Below are 16569 nucleotides of genomic sequence, written 5' to 3'. Positions count from 1 at the left end.
TGTAGAAACCGGTACTACTACCGTTCTATCCCGTCTAATCGCTGTCCAACAGGAACAATCACCTGTGAGCAGATGCTAACCCTCAAAGACAGCAAATCGCTAAAAAACTTTTGGATCCGTTGATTGCCGAGACAAAAGGAAAATGCGATCAGATTCAATTAAGTTTCTCTGCTGATGGAATACAACTCTATGAAAAATACGGATTTATAAAGAAAGAAGATGTTTACACATGGACAATGATTTAGAAATTAAAACATTAAAAGATGCCATACACGTTGAAAAAGAGAATCATACTATCGTTGATTACTTCCTATTTGATGAATATGAGATTCATTTTAATACCCTACCTGCCCATTGTTTTCAAGAATGGCATTATCACAGTAAGATTGAGGAAACATTGGTGATTGTGGAAGGGACTCTGACCGCTCATTATAAAATCAATGAGCAGATCATCACAGAAACAGCAGGAGTGAATGATGTTATTCGTGTAAAAGCTTCACTGCATACATTCGCCAATGAAACAAATACACCCGTACGTTTTATTGTCTTCCGCTTTGTTCCTGACGGGAAAAACAAGCAGGAAATTATAAAACAGGATAAAATCATCGTGGAGGTCAAATAATATGAACTATGCAATCTATTACAATAGTGTTACCGGAAATACAAAAATGCTGGCAGATCATATCCACTCTCAAATGAAAGAAAATTGTCTTTACAGCGGAAATGATGCTGATCCCAAAATAGAAGAGGCAGATTTAGTCTTTGTTGGCTTTTGGACCGATAAAGGACGCTGCAGTGATCCGGTCATTGAATTATTAAAAAAGATAAAAAATAAAAAAATATTTTTATTCGGCACTGCCGGGTTTGGCGGTTCTCCCGAATACTTTGAACGCATTTTAGGTAATGTGGAGAAATATGCAGATCCTACTTGTGAAGTCGTAGGACGCTACATGTGTCAGGGAAAAATGCCAATGAGTGTTCGTGAACGCTATCAAAAAATGTATGACAGTGATCCTCAAAACGAACAGTTTCAAAGTCTTCTGAATAATTTTGATCAGGCGAAGAAGCATCCTAATCAAGAAGATTTAGATACATTGACGATACAATTAAAGAGTATGATAAAAGCTATCCAGAAATCCTAGATAGCTATTTTTGACGATACATATAGAATGAACTAATCAGCATCATAAAGACAAATCCGGTCTGAATAAAATAGACAGTGTAATCTAAGATGCCGTGGATCAACGTCACTGCAATGACAGAAATAATCAACGCCATTAAGGTTTGATCCTTCCTGCTTTTAAAGCATTGATACAAAGCAGAAATGTTCTTTTGCACATAAGGCGCAATAATCAGAATTCCGATGATTCCATAACTTAAGATCGGATCTAAATAAATACTATGCGCATGCTGCGTATACATGATGCCATTTCCATAGTTTTGATAAATATGCATATAGGTTAATGGTCCCTGACCAAATAATGGATTGTCTCTGATTCCCTGAATCGCAATCTCCCAAATATCCACACGCACACCAAAATATTCAATAATATTATCGGTACGAGGAAAATACTGAGGATTAATCAACAGGAAGATAAACGCAGCAAAAGCCACAAACAAAATCAAAGCAAAGATCTTATAGCGTTTTTCAACCAGCAGCAAAATCAAGATGGCACACCCTAATGAAGGCCAAGCACTGCGGCATCCTGTCAAATAGAGTAAGAATAAATTTAAGGCAATCACCGCAAAATAATAAATAATACGTTTAACATTATCCACTTTCAGTATTTTATAACAGCACATTAAAACAAAGAACTCAATCATCATTGCATAATAATTGGCATTAAAGAAGACCGAATTCAAGCGATTTTCCGGACTGTTTAGAATAATCAGTTCAAAATCATCCGTAAAATGAGATAAAATCTGTGTGTATTCAAATAAACCATATAAAGCACAGAAGATACTTAAAAAGATCATAATATCTATAATCTTCTCAAAAAAATCCTTTGTGATATTTTGAGAATAAAAAAGAATCACCGAAAACATCACCCATAAAGCAATGCAGCATAAAGCGCCCACATAATTCTTATAATAAAGAGAAGCAAGCATACTGACAATCGTAAACAGATGAATCAAATAACTTCTTGGTGTTGTTTTATATATCTCTATTAACCTTCCTCTAAGCAATAAATAAACCGTTACTGCTGCCAATACAGCAATGCACATGTAAAAAGGAAGAAATAAGGATAATACCGAAATTAAAATCAGTTTTTGATTTTTATCCAAGTGGGTAAATTTTTCTTTTAATACATTAATAATCGCACCCCCTGTTAAAATCCTTTCCTTTGCTCAATTCTAACATAAAATACTTCTTTATACCATTCTTTTTAATATTATGTATTCTCTAAGATTAGACATACCAATTTCAATTTAATCGTGATATCCTAAAGATAGGAAGTGATATTAATGACAGGATTATGGATTTTCATCATTTTATTAAGCATTGCTTTATTTATTGGCTATCTTGATTTTCGGATAGCTGCCTCTCGCAATTATTCATGGATCGATCATCAGTCCAACCATATATTAAAATGGGAAAATAAAAACTATACCGAGGAACTTGATCAGATCAAAGCAGAATTATTTCGTTATCAACATGAAGAAGTAATAATCCAAGCAAAAGATCAGATCTCCCTTCATGGCTATTTATTTTTAAGTAACCAAAGCAAACAAACTGTCATCTGTTTTCATGGATACCGATTTAATTGTTTTAAAGAATATGCTTTTTTAGCTAAATCCCTTTTAGAGCATTCTTTTAATGTTGTGTTAGTAGATATGCGCGCTCATCAAAAAAGCGGTGGGCGCTACATTACTTTTGGCAACAAGGAACAGGAGGATGTGACTTGCTGGATTGATTATATCATAAACCGCTTTCCTGATAATCTACTTTATCTGCATGGTACTTCGATGGGAGCAAGCAGTGTTTTACTAAGCAGCACACATCCCCTTCCTTTTCAGGTTAGAGCTGTTGTAGCTGATTGTGGCTACAGTTCTGCATGGGATATATTTGAATTGCTGCATCATCAGATTTTTCATTTTCGTGTTTCCGGATTATTGTATTTATCCAATCTCTGCTTTCATATTTTTGCACATACCGATCTTCATCAGCTAGACATTGCTTCACAGCTGAAGCATTCTAAACTGCCGATTCTATTCATTCATGGCAGTCAGGATCGTTTAGTTCCGACAAAGATGAGCAAGACTAATTATCAGGCATGTTCAAGTGAAAAAAAGCTTTTAATAATCGAAGGTGCCGATCATGGGCGCAGCTTTAAAACCGATCCTGAGCAATATTTAAAAACCGTGCTTGATTTTTTTAGCCAATATCATTAACAAAAGCTAAGAACCTTTTGTCCTTAGCTTTTCATATTATTTACTTAAATCTTCTCCGTTTGTTCGGATTACTTTTTTAAACCAGTCAAATGATTTTTTCTTTGTACGTTTTAAAGTTCCATTTCCTTTGTCATCCATATCGACATACACAAAACCATAACGTTTTTTCATTTCTCCGGTACTTAATGATACAAGGTCAATACATCCCCACATTGTGTATCCTAAGCATTCTACTTTGTCTTCACAGATTGCTTTTTGCATTTCCATAATATGATCAGTCAAGTAATCAATGCGGTAATCATCATTGATCGTACCATCTTCTCCAATTTCATCAACGGCTCCCAAACCGTTTTCAACAACGAAAAGTGGCTTTTGATAACGATCATACAGTTCATTCAAGACATAGCGCAGTCCCTCTGGATCAATTGGCCATCCCCATGGCGTTGTTTCCAAATAAGGATTCGTATCTCCGCCCATAATATCGATTTTAGTTTCTGTGGATACCGTTGTTGAACGATAATAACTGAATGATAAGTAATCTAACGGATACATGCGTAAGATTTCATCGTCTCCCACTTCTTTTTTAATCGTGACCCCTTTATCCTTAAAGATCTTTTTTGCATAGCTTGGATAATACCCTCTCATCATAACATCTGAAAAGAATAATGATTGACGACGGGCATTATAAGCAGTACGAACATCAGAAGGCTTGCAGGTAGCCGGATAAATAGCACTTAAAGCATACATCGTTCCAAACATCGCATTTGGCATCATTTCATGTCCCATTTTGACAGCTAGCGCACTCGCTAAGAAAACATGATGCATAGCCTGATAATGTGTTTGATTATCCGCACTATGGGTTCCCATCATAGAGTATCCGCGAACGGCATTTAATTCATTAAATGTCAGCCAATATTTTACTTTTGATTGTAAACGTGTAAATAAAGCTTCACATAATTTCAAATAACAATCAATAGTATGACGGCTTGACCATCCATCATAGGTGTCTGCCAAATAAGATGGAATTTCATCATGACAGATTGTGATTAAAGGTTCAATGTTGTATTTTTTGCATTCATCCACAACCTCTTCATAAAATTTTAATCCCTCTTCATTTGCTGTTTCTTCATCTCCGGTTGGAAAGATTCTTGTCCAGCAGATTGAAAAACGGAATGTCTTAAATCCCATTTCTGCCATCAATGCGATATCTTCTTTGTAATGATGATAGAAATCTACTGCTTGGTGACTTGGATAATACTGTCCCTCATGAAACCATGCGACAGAACCTTCCGGTAAACTGGTTCTGTTTTCAACGGTCGATAAAGTCCCATCACTTAGTTTAATCGTGATTTGACGAGGCTTTTCATATGACCCATCAGTCACGTAATCCGTTGTCAGGGTTCCTCTTTTGCCTTCGTTAAATCCTCCTTCATATTGGAAGTCCGCAGTTGCTCCTCCCCATAAAAAACCATCTGGAAATCTAGTACTCATCTTCTTTTTTCTCCTCTTCATATATTTCTCTTGAAATCTATAATTTTATGTTATAATAAGCAACAGGAGGCGATATTATGGAACGACTTTATATCATCCTTTTGGGAATCATTCAGTCAGAACCTAATGATTCAATTGATTGCCAGATCGCAAATTACTTATTAGAACATATCCAAGACTTAAATGACATTACGGCAAACGATTTAGCTCAAACCTGTCAAGTTTCAAAGTCATCAATCAGCCGTTTCACTCGTCGAGTTGGGTTAAATGATTTCTATGAATTAAAACATATGCTCCATCACTATCAGCATAATTTGACTAAATTTGACTTTACCAGCCGCAGTGATAATGAAAATTCAATGATTCAATACATAGAAACTGTCAGTCAGCACATTCAGGATCTCAGATACATGTTAGATTTTGACGCTATTGATGAAATTACCGATGATATCTACTATTATCCAAAAGTAATCATTGCCGGAAGTCTTCAGGCAAACAGTGTTTGTCTAAGTCTTCAGGTTAATCTTTTTTCAAGCGGTAAAGTAGTTCAGGCTAAAGTGAAATATACAGAACTTCGTGAAATCATCGATAAAGCCGATTCTCAAACATTAATTATCGTATTATCATCAACTGGCAGATTTTTCCAGCGTCTATTTGTGCGTGACCAGCGCTTACTTAAGAAAGATAAACCAAAAATCTATCTTATCACTGCCAGTGCTAAGCTGAACCAGCTCCCTTATGTGGATAAAGCAATTAACCTGCATACGCTTTCTGATTATGCCAGCGGCACATTTCAGCTTGAATTGATTGCCAATTTAATTGCCCGCCGCTATAATGAAAAAGTTCGCAGCCACTACTTTGATCAGTGACAGTTACATTATAGTGATTTTAGAAAAAGATAAAGTAAAATTTCATAATTGGGGATTTGTTCCCAAAACTGAAATATAACTCTACATACAAAAACAGGAACCTTTCTTATATAGAAAAGATCCTGTTTTTTATTACACTATTTTGCTTCTTCTGCAAATTTTGCATATTCTTCTTGGGTATAGCCATCCGCTTTTGTTTCCCAGAATTTAATTTTTCTGCCCACACTCGTAAATGAGTATGGTTTTGAATAATCATTGATGCGGGTCACTTGAATTTCATGTCCATCAACATAAAATGGTACGGAATATGCCTGCTGCAGATAATAATCCTCCGCCTTAGCAAAAGCATGGTAACGTTCGTCTAAATCCACAATCTTATTGGCCTCTAAAACCAACGCATCATAAGTTGGATCAGAAATATGAGAATAATTCTTATTCATATAGCCATCCTCTGTATCTGTCATATGACGTAAAAAATCATAAGGATCATTATAGTCCGGAGCCCAGCCTACTAATGCAATCGACTGCAATCCTTTTTCATAAATCTCAGAAGTTGCGCTTTTAATATAAGGAATACCTGTTACAGTTACAAAATCATCACCTAAACATTTTTCAATGCTGTCTTTCAATATAAGGAATGTTTCTTCAGCAGTTTGATTTCCGCTGTTATAAGGCAATCCCACTTCAACCGGGAAAGTAACGTCCTGCGCACTCAGTTCTTCTATTGCTTTTTCTTTTGCTTCTTTAAACTTTGCTTCATTGTATAATCCATTGGCATATGCCTTTAATTCCTCAAAATCTTTATAGTAAGTTCCCTTAGAATCTTTAACAATAACACCGCAGGTATAAAGATTATTCATCAGTGAATCCGGATTGATCGGATTTGTTCTTTCATGATAAGGGGTAGGATTCACACCATAGAACCATGCTTTTCTAAAGTTAACATTAGAAACTGCCTGATTCCAATTTTCATTTCCAACTTGTTCATAATTAAAATAGATCTGGGCAGAACGTCCGCCTCCACGTGTTTCTACTAAATGTTCATTGCCTGCCTGAATCTTAATCTCATCCTGAGTTAGACTTGCGTGATCCAATTCATTAATTTCATACATGCTGTAGGCTTTATTCAAAGATTCCAGCATTGTCACTGTTACCTTTTCAAACGGAACATTTTTCTTATCCCAATAATGTTCATTTTTCACATATTCTTTAGAAGCTCCATTTTGATAATCCGTCATACGGTAGCAGCCGTTATACAAAATCTTATCTTTATCGGTACCGAAGTTTTCTGGTCCGACTTCATCTACGAATTTTTGATTCACCGGGAACCAAGTAATATAAGTAACAACTGAATCAAAATAAGGTTTTGGTGTCGCTAGGGTATATTTTACTGTTTTTTTATCCACTGCTTCAACCCCGACATTTTTAAATAATTCTTCTGTAGCTGTTCCGGCTTTGCTCGCTTCATAGTACTCATTTGCTCCTTTTAAAAAAGAAGTTACATTATTTACATTCTGAGAACCATTGCTCGCTGTTAAAATATATTTAATTCCGGATACAAAATCCTCCGCAGTGACATCCCCATATACTTCTCCTGTATGGGTTACCCATTTTAAGCCGTCTCTTAGCTTAAATGTCCACTCTGTCGCATCCTCATTATGACTGTAATCTTTAGCTAAATCACCGATCAATTTTCCATCGGCATCATACTCTAATAGGGCATCCACAAAATTAGCCACCACTCTAATATCCACAGAGGTATTTGTTGTCAGATAGTTTAATGTGGTAATTTCTTGATTTTGAGTATCATAATCCCGATACTCAGTTAATTTTTGAGAACTGTTTTGCTTATTGTTACACCCCACCAGCAATAAAGCACAAACTAAAAGCACGGATAATAATTTTTTCACAATTCATTCTCCTTTCTATTACGAACGATTGTATACACGAATACAATAATTATAATTACATTTTATCACTTATTTTGTAATTTGTTAATATTGGTTTGTTTTATCAGTAATTTTCAAATAAAATATTTATGTTTTTTAAAAAAATGTATATACAATCACTATTTCTAAAAAGAAAACAAAAACGGATTAGGAAATTCTCCTATCCGTTTCTACTTAGGATTAGATTCCAAATTCTTTTGGATAAACAAGCATCCCATTTAGCATTTTATCTGTTCCACTTAAACTATATGCCATAAAGTTTTCATCATTAACCTCGAATGATACTGTAATTCCAAATGCTTTTGCTGGTACATAGCCAAATCGTGGATAATAGGTCTCATGTCCAATTAATATTGAATAATCGTATCCCAGCTCTTTGGCAATGCGATGTCCTTCTTTAATTAAGGCACTGCCTACACCTTGATTTTGATATTCGGGCAGGACTGCTAAAGGGGCTAGTCCTAACTGTGTTGTCTCCCCTACTTTTACTTTCGTAAATAAGATATGTCCGACAATCTTTTCACCTACTAATGCAACCAATGATAATTCCGGGATAAAAGCATCACTCTTCCTAAGTTTCTCTACTAAAAACTGTTCGGTTCCATCGGTATGCAGTGCAGCAAATGATTTTTCTACCACTTCAAACACTTCTTTATAATCATTCTTTTCTTCTTGTCTAATTGTGATCATGATTAAATCCTCCTTTTTTAGTTATGGCTTTACAGAAAAAAGGCAAACAAAAAAGGATTCGCTATTCATCTATAAAGCATTTCAGGACATTAAAAAAACATGTCTTTGATTGATTAAAAAATGCTTATAGATCAATAGCCAAACTAACACCTCGTCTCTTTTTAGACAATAACAAAAATAACAGCCTATGTCAAACTAATTGACATCAGCTGTTACATTTTGCATCCAAGCCCCGGAACGATAACGTTTAAAGGCTAAGACAATACGAATGACTTGTTCTAACTGGATCAAGATGATCGTTGGAACAATATCAAAATGGAAAACCGTAACACATAAGAAAGCGAGCGGTAGTCCGACTGTATAGAGAATCATCGAATCCAACAGTGCCAATACCTTGGTATCTCCACCGGCTCGCAGGAAACCAAAGATCACGGCATTAAATAAACGCAGACCGATCTTAATCGCATAAGCATAAAGAATAAAGGTTGCTGCCTGCTGAACCACACCGGATTCATTAGCATATAAAATTTCAATTAAATAAGGTGCCGTAACTACCATTAATAGTCCTAAAACAATGGAAACAATCAATCCCATTCCCATAAAGTAATCTGCATAGATCTTGGCTAGCTTCATATCATTTTTACCCAGTGTATTTCCGATAATGGCTTGTACTGCACTCACGATCGCCCAAATCACCATAAAGAATAAATTAGAAATACGATCCGCAATGGCAACCGAAGTCACTGCATGAACCCCAATCATTCCAAAAGCTTTAAAGAACAGCGTTTGCCCAACACCAAATAACCCTTCATTTGCTACTGTTGGCAAAATGCGGCGAATGACCGGCTGTAAGAACTGAGTATCCAATTTAAACATAACAGACAATTTTCCTAAGAAGACTTGTCTTGTCTTAGTCGAATAAATGATATACATCAATGTTCCTAACCCTCTTGAAATCAATGTCCCATATGCCGCTCCCACGATTCCTAATTCGGGAAAGCCAAAATGTCCAAAGATCAGAAAATAGTTAAATATACAGTTTAATAATACCGTAATCGAACTAATCACCATTGTGACTTTCGTTTTAGACATGCAACGATAAGTATAGTTAAAACAAAAAGATATCATTACAAAAACATAGCTGATTCCTGTTACAATCAAATACTGTGATCCGTAATGAATAATTGTTGGATCACTGATGTAGAAGCCGCAGATAATATTCGGTATAAATACAGCCGCCAAAATAAATGGAACAGCGATTGCTACTGACAGCATAATCATGGTTCCAAATGATTTTTTCAAATTTTTAAAATCGTGACTTCCAAAAAACTGTGCTGTATAAATACCGACACCTGAACAAATTCCAAAAGAAAGCAACGTTGCAATCTGCTCCCACTGAGAACCAATCTGTACAGCACTTACCCCAAATTCACTATATCCTGATACCATCATGGAATCGGCTAATCCCACCAATGTTTCTACGATCTGTTGTAAAATAATGGGGGCAGCAATGGTACATACCATTTTTAGAAATGCCTTATCGCATATATATTTTTTAAATCTCATTTCCCTCCACCTCACATACCTTCTTATTATATAATATTGTCTATGAAAAGATAGTAGTTTTTTAAAATTTATACATAAATAAAGATAATTTTATATATAATAAAAATTCCCCTTATAAAAAGGGGTCTGAAGACTGTTCATCACAATCCTTCATCTGTTTTTTGCATTTATACATATTAATATCAGCACGTTCGGCAACTTCTTCCATTTTAATCTTCTTACCTTTATAAGCAATATCATAACCATAGGCAAAGCGAATCGGAATCTCATGATGTTCATCATTAAACTTATCCACACTCGCTTGTATACTTTCAAGCATCTGCAGAACTTTTCTTTCATCATGGTTTGTGATAATTGCTACAAATTCATCTCCGCCATAGCGTCCGATAAACACTTCATCATTAATATATTTACGAAGAATGGAAGAAAAACTGGCAATCAGAACATCACCGAATTTATGTCCATAAGTGTCATTGACCGATTTTAAATTATTTAAGTCAAACATAATGCAGGCATAACACTCATTTTTATCAAAATCGAGAGTTTCACTTAAAATTTCTCGGCAGCGACGACGGTTTGGCAACTGTGTTGATTCATCAAAGTAAGACATAATTCTAAGTTCACCATTATGATTAGCCAATTTCATCTTGGTAATCAGCTGTTTAAAATAGACGGCAATCAGTCCAATTACAAAGGTAATTAAAAGGAGTTCATAAATCTTTAGTTTTTCAATCAAAGAAAGTGAATAATGATTGATCGTATCATTTAGACGATCTCCATACTTATAAAAAGATTCACTGCTTTCAATCAAAGTATTCAAATTATATTGTCCGGAAACATAGTAGGATAAATCACTGCTTAATTTTTGCCAATTCTGATTAGTTTCCTGAAGACAGTTCCAATATTCCGGTGAGGAAATGCGTTCACTTCCATAGTTATCTTCACTATTCAGCAATTTTCTCCATAGCCCGTCAATATCTTCATGCAATATAGTTACATCCTGCTGAGCAACTGTCAATTTCACAATCCGCTGTACCTTTGTTGCAAGCTCATTGCAATCATTGGCAATATGCGTGATTTTTTGCACTTTATTGACATGTAATATGATTTGAAAAGTAAAGACAGCAATAAACAAGATAATCGCTGCCTGAATTATTCGATTTTCCCACTTTTTCTTTTCCACTCTGATCGCACCTTTTCTTCATCATATCACCAATGATGCAGGCTGTCGATTGATTCAACAAACACTCCTAAAACTCGTGCTTTTTAGACAATTTGTGTAAATTTCTGCGGGCGATCTTCTTCCATGACAGCTTCAATCATATGCTCTACCTCTTTTTCATGATCACGAATATCATAAGTTAAAGTAATGCGTTCCATGAGATCTTCTTTCGTATGCTCATCATGTCCCATCATGCAATACTGATTTCGTAAATAGTTCAGCATTTCATCTGCTTTTTTCTGTCCTATCAAACGACGGGACAAAGCTTCGCATTTAGGCAGCTGGTCTTTTTCTATTTCCATTCCTAAACCACAATGCGAACAGCCAATGTAATATTTTACTGACCATTGAATAAAAGGGATAAAAAACAAACTAAAGTGCTGATATGAACGATACACATAAAAGTGCTGATAGGTACCTTCACGTTCACAACGTTTTAATCCTAAATAAAGTGTCGGTTTACTTTTTCTTCCCCAACCCCAAATAACAAACATAATTTTTTCCTCCTTAAAAAAAGCCCAGAGATTCACTTCTAGGCTAAAATCATAAAATAGGCAAGTACAGCAATCCCTAATACAATACGGTACCAACCAAATATTTTGAAATCATGACGCTTAATATAATCCATTAATAATTTGATGACAAATACTGATGTGATGAATGCTACAAGCATTCCTACTAATAATACTGCTATTTCCACACCTGTAAAGGCTAACCCGAATTTTGCGATCTTTAATAAGCTGGCTCCTGCCATTACCGGAATTGCCAGAAAGAAAGTGAATTCAGCGGCTACAGTTCTTGACATTCCAATTAAAATTCCCCCCACGATCGTTGCTCCTGAACGAGAAGTACCAGGAAATACCGCTGCGATTAACTGAAAGACACCGATTGCAATGGCAGCCGGATAAGTAATCTCAGCGATTGAAGTGATCTGCGGACGACGATGCTTATTTCTGTTTTCAATAATAATAAATAATACCCCAAACACAATCAGCATGACCGCCACTGTCTGATAGTTATAAAATAATGCATTTAAATAATCATCAAATAAAATCCCTACTACAGCTGCAGGCACGCAGGCAACAAAAATCTTTAACCACATCGATAATTTATCTGGTTTTATATAATAAGGTGCATTTTTTGAAAAAGGCCATATTCTTTTCCAGAAAATCAAAACAACAGCTAAAATTGCTCCTAATTGGATCACGACCAAAAACATTTCAATAAAAGCATCGGACATATTTAACTTAACGAATTCATCTAATAGAATCATGTGTCCGGTACTACTGATCGGAAGCCATTCCGTAATTCCTTCGACAATTCCAAAGAGAATCGATTTTAATATCTCTATTAACATATTTATTATTTCCTCCTCGATTTATACGATTTAAAGTATACCACATTCCCCTAGTGTATCAAAGTAAAAATAATGGGCGAATTAGGGATTCTATGCTATAATTTTATCACTGGAGGCAGAAAAATGAAACAACTTACGACAAATATCGATACCCCGATTTTAACATATTTATCTATTTTTGAAGAAGAAATTCCAGAATTTCTCCATGACTATTTAGAGATCAAAGAAATGAAGCGTTTAAAAGGTATTGGCTTATTTTGCGGCTGCGATTATACTAAATTATTTAACTGCCGATTCTTTTATTCACGTTTTGATCATAGCTTAGGTGTTGCCCTGATTATCTGGCACTTTACCCATGATAAAAAACAGACGATAGCAGGATTGCTTCATGATGTTTCATCACCGGTTTTCTCACATGTTGTTGACTTTTTGAATAACGATCATCTCACTCAGGAATCAACTGAAAAAAGCAATCAGGAAATCCTTGCCAATGCTCAGGAACTGCTGGTTTTATTAAAACGAGACCAGATTCTGTTAGAAGACGTTATCGACTATAAAAAATATCCTGTTGCGGATAATGAAAAGCCACAGCTGTCTGCGGATCGTTTAGAATACATGCTGTCATCAGGTTATATTCTAGGACGTCATTTAACTTTAGGGGAAATAAAGACAATCTATCAAGACCTCACTTTACTGACAGATGAACAGGATCAGAGTGAAATCGGTTTTCAAACACTCAAAACAGCTGAACTTTTCACGCATAATGCCTGCCTTGTCGCAAAAATATATTTATCTAATGAAGACAAACTGGCTTTACAGCTGTTAGCCGATATTATGAAAAGAATGATGCAGGATCACTATGTAACGATGGAAGATTTCTATCAGTTAACCGAAGCTGAAATGATCAACATAATTGAGAACAGTCCTTATCAACCTATTTATCGCTGTTTTCAAGAATTAACCAAAGTAAAAGGCAGTGATAAAGAAATGATTGGAAAATACTGTGTCAATATTGACGTTAAAAAAAGATATGTGGATCCTCTTGTAAACAATCAGCGTATCAGTCAGATTTCAACGAAAGCAAAACAATGGATCGATGAGATTTGTTTTGAACAAAGAACCCCATATGCTTACATTGATTTGGAGGACTTTCGCAATGACCATTAAAGAAGCTAAAAATTAAAAAGACTTCTTTATGTGTATGAAAGTACGGGGACAAGTTTTTGTTGATGAGCAGCACGTGAAAAGTGAGATTGAAATTGATGAATTTGATCAAACATGTCGTCATTTTCTAGTTATTATAGATGATTTGCCGGTTGCTGCCATGCGTGCAATCGAGCATGAGGATTATACAAAATTAGGGCGCATCTGTGTCTTAAAAGAATACCGTCATCAAGGAATCGGTGAAAAGCTGGTTCGTTATGTCACGCAGTTAATCAAAGGTGAATTTCGTTTAGGCGCCCAGCTGCATGCATTAGCGTTTTATGAACAGCTCGGTTTTATTTCTTATGGGAATGAATTTATAGAAGCCGATATCCCACATATCATGATGAGAAAGGAGGTAGAATAATGGCTGATCCCAATCTTTTTATGATGTGTACTCAATTAAATAAAGAAGCGTTGACGAGAATGCCAGAGGGTTATACATTACGCCCTTGTCGCAAAGAAGAACTTTCAGTTTGGAAAGCTATGCCGTTTGATGATGCAAAGACCGCACTTGCTTATGAACCTTATATGCAGTCTTATTTTGAATTGGTCTATCAGGATAAAAGTGACTTATTTTTTAAACGCTGTCTGTTTTTATGTGATGCAAACGACCAGCCGATCGGCACTGCTTTTATTTGGCCTGCCTATGACAAGATCACAACACTTCACTGGGTAAAAGTTAAAAAAGACTATGAAGATAAAAAATTAGGAAGAGCAATGCTGTCAGTGATCCTCGGTTCCCTTTCAAAAGAAGATTTTCCAATTTATCTGCATACCCAGCCGGGAAGCTACCGTGCAATTAAGCTTTACAGTGACTTTGGATTTAAATTCATTACAGATGAACAAGTGGGCACAAGGCACAATGATTTAGATACTGTTTTGCCTGAATTACAAAAGTTAATGACAAAAGAAGCCTTTGAACAGCTTCAGTTTGTATCGGCTCCCGTAGATTTTCTTAATCATCTTTCGCATTATCCACATGATGAATTCTAATAAAAAAGACCCCGAGGGTCTAAGCAAGCTGCTTATTCTTATTTTGACGAATAAACATGATCAATGATATGCTAAAGATAATGAAATAGCCGATAAAGCTGTATTGATCCGGAATTTGGTTAAATAAAATGAACCCAAAGATCGCCGAAAACAGGATCTGTGAATAATCATAAACTGATAATTCTTTAGCGGGTGCATATGTATAAGCAGCCGTTATCGCAAATTGTCCACCTGCCGCTGCCAGTCCAGCTAACAATAAATAAGTTAACTGCAGCCCGGTCATTGGGTGGAAATTAAATAAAACAAATGGGGCTACGGCTAAACATGAAAATGTGGAAAAAAAGAAAACAATTAATGGTCCTCGTTCGCCTTTGGTTCCTAAATAACGCACCGTTGTATAAGCCGCCCCGGCCCCCATCGCTCCGGCAACACCGATCAGGGATGGAATCAGGGAAGGATTCGCAAAACTTGGTTTAATAATAAATAAACTTCCTAAAAATGCAATAATGATAGCTAGCCATTGAAACAGGCTGGCTTTTTCTTTTAAAAAGAAAAGAGAAAAGATAATCGCAAAAAACGGTGACAGCTTGCTCAGCATGGAAGCATCTGACAGCATTAAATGATCAACAGCATAAAAGTTGCACAGTATGCCTACAGTTCCGCAGGCAGAACGAATAAGCAGAAAGGGGAGGTTTTCTTTTTTAAAATGAAAACCTTCCATTGACTTCCTAATAATAAAATAAGCAAATACCAATGCGACTAGGTTTCTAAAAAAGCTCTTCTGCATTGAGGGAATATCTCCCGATAATTTAACAAACACATTCATTACAGCAAAACAAAATGCTGACATGACAATATACATGATTCCTTTATTTTTCTTCATCTTTACTCCTAAACAGAGAAGTTGTCAGATATCGTTCACCGCCATCAGGCAGTAAGACGACAATCCGCTTCCCTTTATTTTCTTCTTTTTGACTTAACTTTGCGGCAGCCGATAATGCTGCTCCAGAAGAGATTCCGACTAATAATCCTTCTGTCTTTCTAAACATACGGCAATGGTAATACGCGTCCTGCGTTGTTGCTGTCATGATCGTATCGATGACCTCTCGATTTAAAATAGAAGGGACAAAGTTAGCACCAATCCCTTGTAAGCCATGACTTTTACTGTAGCCTTTTGTCAGCAGCGGTGAATCTTCCGGTTCCACTCCGACAATCTGAATTTGTGGTAATTTTTCTTTTAAATATCTGCCAACACCGCTGATCGTTCCACCGGTTCCAATTCCCGCTACAAAGATATCGATCTTTCCATTCATATCCTCATAGATTTCCGGACCTGTAGTTAAATAATGAGCTAATAAGTTGTTGGGATTATCAAACTGTCCAACTAGAAAAGCATTGGATTGAGAAGCAACGATACGATTGGCTTCGTCGATCGCTCCCTGCATCCCTAATTCACCTTTTGTTAAAACGAGATCCGCACCATATGCAATTAAAAGCTGTTTTCTTTCGTCACTCATCGTTTCCGGCATCACAATCACAATTTTCATATGCTTCGCTAAAGCGATGGCAGCTAAAGCAATCCCGGTATTTCCACTCGTAGGTTCTACCAACAGTGTTTCCGAATTAATGGTGCCATTGTGCAACGCTTCTTCAATCATCTTCAACGCTATACGGTCTTTGGCACTGCCACAGGGATTAAACATCTCCAATTTTGTAAACAGGTTTGCCTTACTTGTAATGCCTTGCTGATAACGTTTTGCGGCAAGTAATGGGGTATGCCCAATCATGTCTTCCATATAATGATACAGCATATTTTTCCCTCCTTTTTCTATG

General features: G+C 36.0%; 17 protein-coding genes. 7 read left to right on the top strand and 10 right to left on the bottom strand.

The genetic code is table 11. The features are described from left to right. Positions 1 to 229 precede the first annotated feature (229 nt). Positions 230 to 622 carry a cupin domain-containing protein gene (locus tag ACLRVU_RS06420; protein ID WP_412891208.1) on the top strand — a complete coding sequence of 131 codons (393 nt, stop codon included), beginning with the start codon at positions 230 to 232 and terminating at the stop codon, positions 620 to 622. 1 nt (position 623) lies between these two features. Continuing rightward, on the top strand, positions 624 to 1142 hold the full coding sequence (gene bilS, locus ACLRVU_RS06415; RefSeq protein ID WP_412891207.1) for a flavodoxin family protein BilS: 519 nt from the start codon (positions 624 to 626) through the stop codon (positions 1140 to 1142). Between the two features lie 4 nt (positions 1143 to 1146). Here bilS and ACLRVU_RS06410 read toward each other — a convergent pair whose 3' ends face one another. Beyond that, a complete protein-coding gene (locus ACLRVU_RS06410; protein WP_412891206.1) occupies positions 1147 to 2286 on the bottom strand; it encodes an O-antigen ligase family protein in 1140 nt (379 codons plus the stop codon). Positions 2287 to 2466: 180 nt separating this feature from the next. Between ACLRVU_RS06410 and ACLRVU_RS06405 the strand changes: the two genes are divergently transcribed. Then, entirely contained in the window at positions 2467 to 3393 is a 927-nt protein-coding gene (locus ACLRVU_RS06405) for an alpha/beta hydrolase (RefSeq protein WP_412891205.1), read from the top strand. Between the two features lie 36 nt (positions 3394 to 3429). Here ACLRVU_RS06405 and ACLRVU_RS06400 read toward each other — a convergent pair whose 3' ends face one another. Then, entirely contained in the window at positions 3430 to 4884 is a 1455-nt protein-coding gene (locus tag ACLRVU_RS06400; protein WP_412891204.1) for a glycoside hydrolase family 1 protein, read from the bottom strand. A gap of 77 nt (positions 4885 to 4961) precedes the next feature. On the opposite strand from ACLRVU_RS06400, the gene ACLRVU_RS06395 reads away from it, so the two are divergent. Further along, positions 4962 to 5753, top strand: a complete 792-nt coding sequence (locus ACLRVU_RS06395) for a MurR/RpiR family transcriptional regulator (RefSeq protein ID WP_412891203.1) — start codon at positions 4962 to 4964, stop codon at positions 5751 to 5753. 137 nt (positions 5754 to 5890) lie between these two features. Here the strand turns inward: ACLRVU_RS06395 and ACLRVU_RS06390 are convergent, their stop codons facing one another. The 6 genes from ACLRVU_RS06390 to ACLRVU_RS06365 all read right to left on the bottom strand — a co-directional run bounded on the left by ACLRVU_RS06390 (position 5891) and on the right by ACLRVU_RS06365 (position 12537). Beyond that, positions 5891 to 7663: a peptide ABC transporter substrate-binding protein gene (locus ACLRVU_RS06390; RefSeq protein ID WP_412891202.1), complete on the bottom strand. Its 1773-nt coding sequence runs from the start codon at positions 7661 to 7663 to the stop codon at positions 5891 to 5893. Positions 7664 to 7882: 219 nt separating this feature from the next. Beyond that, positions 7883 to 8392 (bottom strand): GNAT family N-acetyltransferase, encoded by a 510-nt coding sequence (locus ACLRVU_RS06385; RefSeq protein ID WP_412891201.1) that lies wholly within the window; start codon positions 8390 to 8392, stop codon positions 7883 to 7885. Positions 8393 to 8587: 195 nt separating this feature from the next. Continuing rightward, positions 8588 to 9958, bottom strand: a complete 1371-nt coding sequence (locus ACLRVU_RS06380; protein ID WP_412891200.1) for an MATE family efflux transporter — start codon at positions 9956 to 9958, stop codon at positions 8588 to 8590. A gap of 112 nt (positions 9959 to 10070) precedes the next feature. Beyond that, a complete protein-coding gene (locus ACLRVU_RS06375) occupies positions 10071 to 11141 on the bottom strand; it encodes a GGDEF domain-containing protein (protein ID WP_412891199.1) in 1071 nt (356 codons plus the stop codon). A gap of 83 nt (positions 11142 to 11224) precedes the next feature. After that, on the bottom strand, positions 11225 to 11674 hold the full coding sequence (locus tag ACLRVU_RS06370) for a zinc-ribbon domain-containing protein (RefSeq protein WP_412891198.1): 450 nt from the start codon (positions 11672 to 11674) through the stop codon (positions 11225 to 11227). Between the two features lie 38 nt (positions 11675 to 11712). Next, positions 11713 to 12537 (bottom strand): undecaprenyl-diphosphate phosphatase, encoded by an 825-nt coding sequence (locus ACLRVU_RS06365; protein ID WP_412891197.1) that lies wholly within the window; start codon positions 12535 to 12537, stop codon positions 11713 to 11715. A gap of 123 nt (positions 12538 to 12660) precedes the next feature. Here ACLRVU_RS06365 and ACLRVU_RS06360 point away from each other — a divergent pair, with 123 nt between their 5' ends. From ACLRVU_RS06360 to ACLRVU_RS06350, 3 genes are read left to right on the top strand one after another with little or no spacing between them, the layout of a single operon-like run. Continuing rightward, positions 12661 to 13704: a hypothetical protein gene (locus ACLRVU_RS06360; protein ID WP_412891196.1), complete on the top strand. Its 1044-nt coding sequence runs from the start codon at positions 12661 to 12663 to the stop codon at positions 13702 to 13704. A gap of 28 nt (positions 13705 to 13732) precedes the next feature. Next, positions 13733 to 14107: a GNAT family N-acetyltransferase gene (locus ACLRVU_RS06355; RefSeq protein ID WP_412891195.1), complete on the top strand. Its 375-nt coding sequence runs from the start codon at positions 13733 to 13735 to the stop codon at positions 14105 to 14107. Further along, on the top strand, positions 14107 to 14736 hold the full coding sequence (locus ACLRVU_RS06350) for a GNAT family N-acetyltransferase (RefSeq protein WP_412891194.1): 630 nt from the start codon (positions 14107 to 14109) through the stop codon (positions 14734 to 14736). Before ACLRVU_RS06355 ends, ACLRVU_RS06350 begins: the two co-directional genes overlap by 1 nt. A 19-nt stretch (positions 14737 to 14755) precedes the next feature. Here ACLRVU_RS06350 and ACLRVU_RS06345 read toward each other — a convergent pair whose 3' ends face one another. Continuing rightward, positions 14756 to 15619 (bottom strand): DMT family transporter, encoded by an 864-nt coding sequence (locus ACLRVU_RS06345; RefSeq protein WP_412891193.1) that lies wholly within the window; start codon positions 15617 to 15619, stop codon positions 14756 to 14758. Beyond that, positions 15606 to 16547 (bottom strand): cysteine synthase A, encoded by a 942-nt coding sequence (cysK, locus tag ACLRVU_RS06340; RefSeq protein WP_412891192.1) that lies wholly within the window; start codon positions 16545 to 16547, stop codon positions 15606 to 15608. The genes ACLRVU_RS06345 and cysK overlap by 14 nt, the downstream gene beginning before the upstream one ends. Between the last annotated feature and the right edge of the window lie 22 nt (positions 16548 to 16569).

The organism is Beduini sp. (assembly GCF_047239305.1).
Lineage (GTDB): Bacteria > Bacillota_I > Bacilli_A > Erysipelotrichales > Coprobacillaceae > Beduini.
Note: the sequence above shows the minus strand (reverse complement) of the source record. Positions and strands in the feature narration are given on the sequence as shown.

Coding starts and splice junctions, on each gene's coding strand:
- ACLRVU_RS06420 (WP_412891208.1), top strand. CDS start 230: ATGGACAATGATTTAGAAATTAAAACATTAAAAGATGCCATACACGTT.
- bilS (WP_412891207.1), top strand. CDS start 624: ATGAACTATGCAATCTATTACAATAGTGTTACCGGAAATACAAAAATG.
- ACLRVU_RS06405 (WP_412891205.1), top strand. CDS start 2,467: ATGACAGGATTATGGATTTTCATCATTTTATTAAGCATTGCTTTATTT.
- ACLRVU_RS06400 (WP_412891204.1), bottom strand. CDS start 4,884: ATGAGTACTAGATTTCCAGATGGTTTTTTATGGGGAGGAGCAACTGCG.
- ACLRVU_RS06395 (WP_412891203.1), top strand. CDS start 4,962: ATGGAACGACTTTATATCATCCTTTTGGGAATCATTCAGTCAGAACCT.
- ACLRVU_RS06385 (WP_412891201.1), bottom strand. CDS start 8,392: ATGATCACAATTAGACAAGAAGAAAAGAATGATTATAAAGAAGTGTTT.
- ACLRVU_RS06380 (WP_412891200.1), bottom strand. CDS start 9,958: ATGAGATTTAAAAAATATATATGCGATAAGGCATTTCTAAAAATGGTA.
- ACLRVU_RS06370 (WP_412891198.1), bottom strand. CDS start 11,674: ATGTTTGTTATTTGGGGTTGGGGAAGAAAAAGTAAACCGACACTTTAT.
- ACLRVU_RS06365 (WP_412891197.1), bottom strand. CDS start 12,537: ATGTTAATAGAGATATTAAAATCGATTCTCTTTGGAATTGTCGAAGGA.
- ACLRVU_RS06360 (WP_412891196.1), top strand. CDS start 12,661: ATGAAACAACTTACGACAAATATCGATACCCCGATTTTAACATATTTA.
- ACLRVU_RS06355 (WP_412891195.1), top strand. CDS start 13,733: ATGTGTATGAAAGTACGGGGACAAGTTTTTGTTGATGAGCAGCACGTG.
- ACLRVU_RS06350 (WP_412891194.1), top strand. CDS start 14,107: ATGGCTGATCCCAATCTTTTTATGATGTGTACTCAATTAAATAAAGAA.
- ACLRVU_RS06345 (WP_412891193.1), bottom strand. CDS start 15,619: ATGAAGAAAAATAAAGGAATCATGTATATTGTCATGTCAGCATTTTGT.
- cysK (WP_412891192.1), bottom strand. CDS start 16,547: ATGCTGTATCATTATATGGAAGACATGATTGGGCATACCCCATTACTT.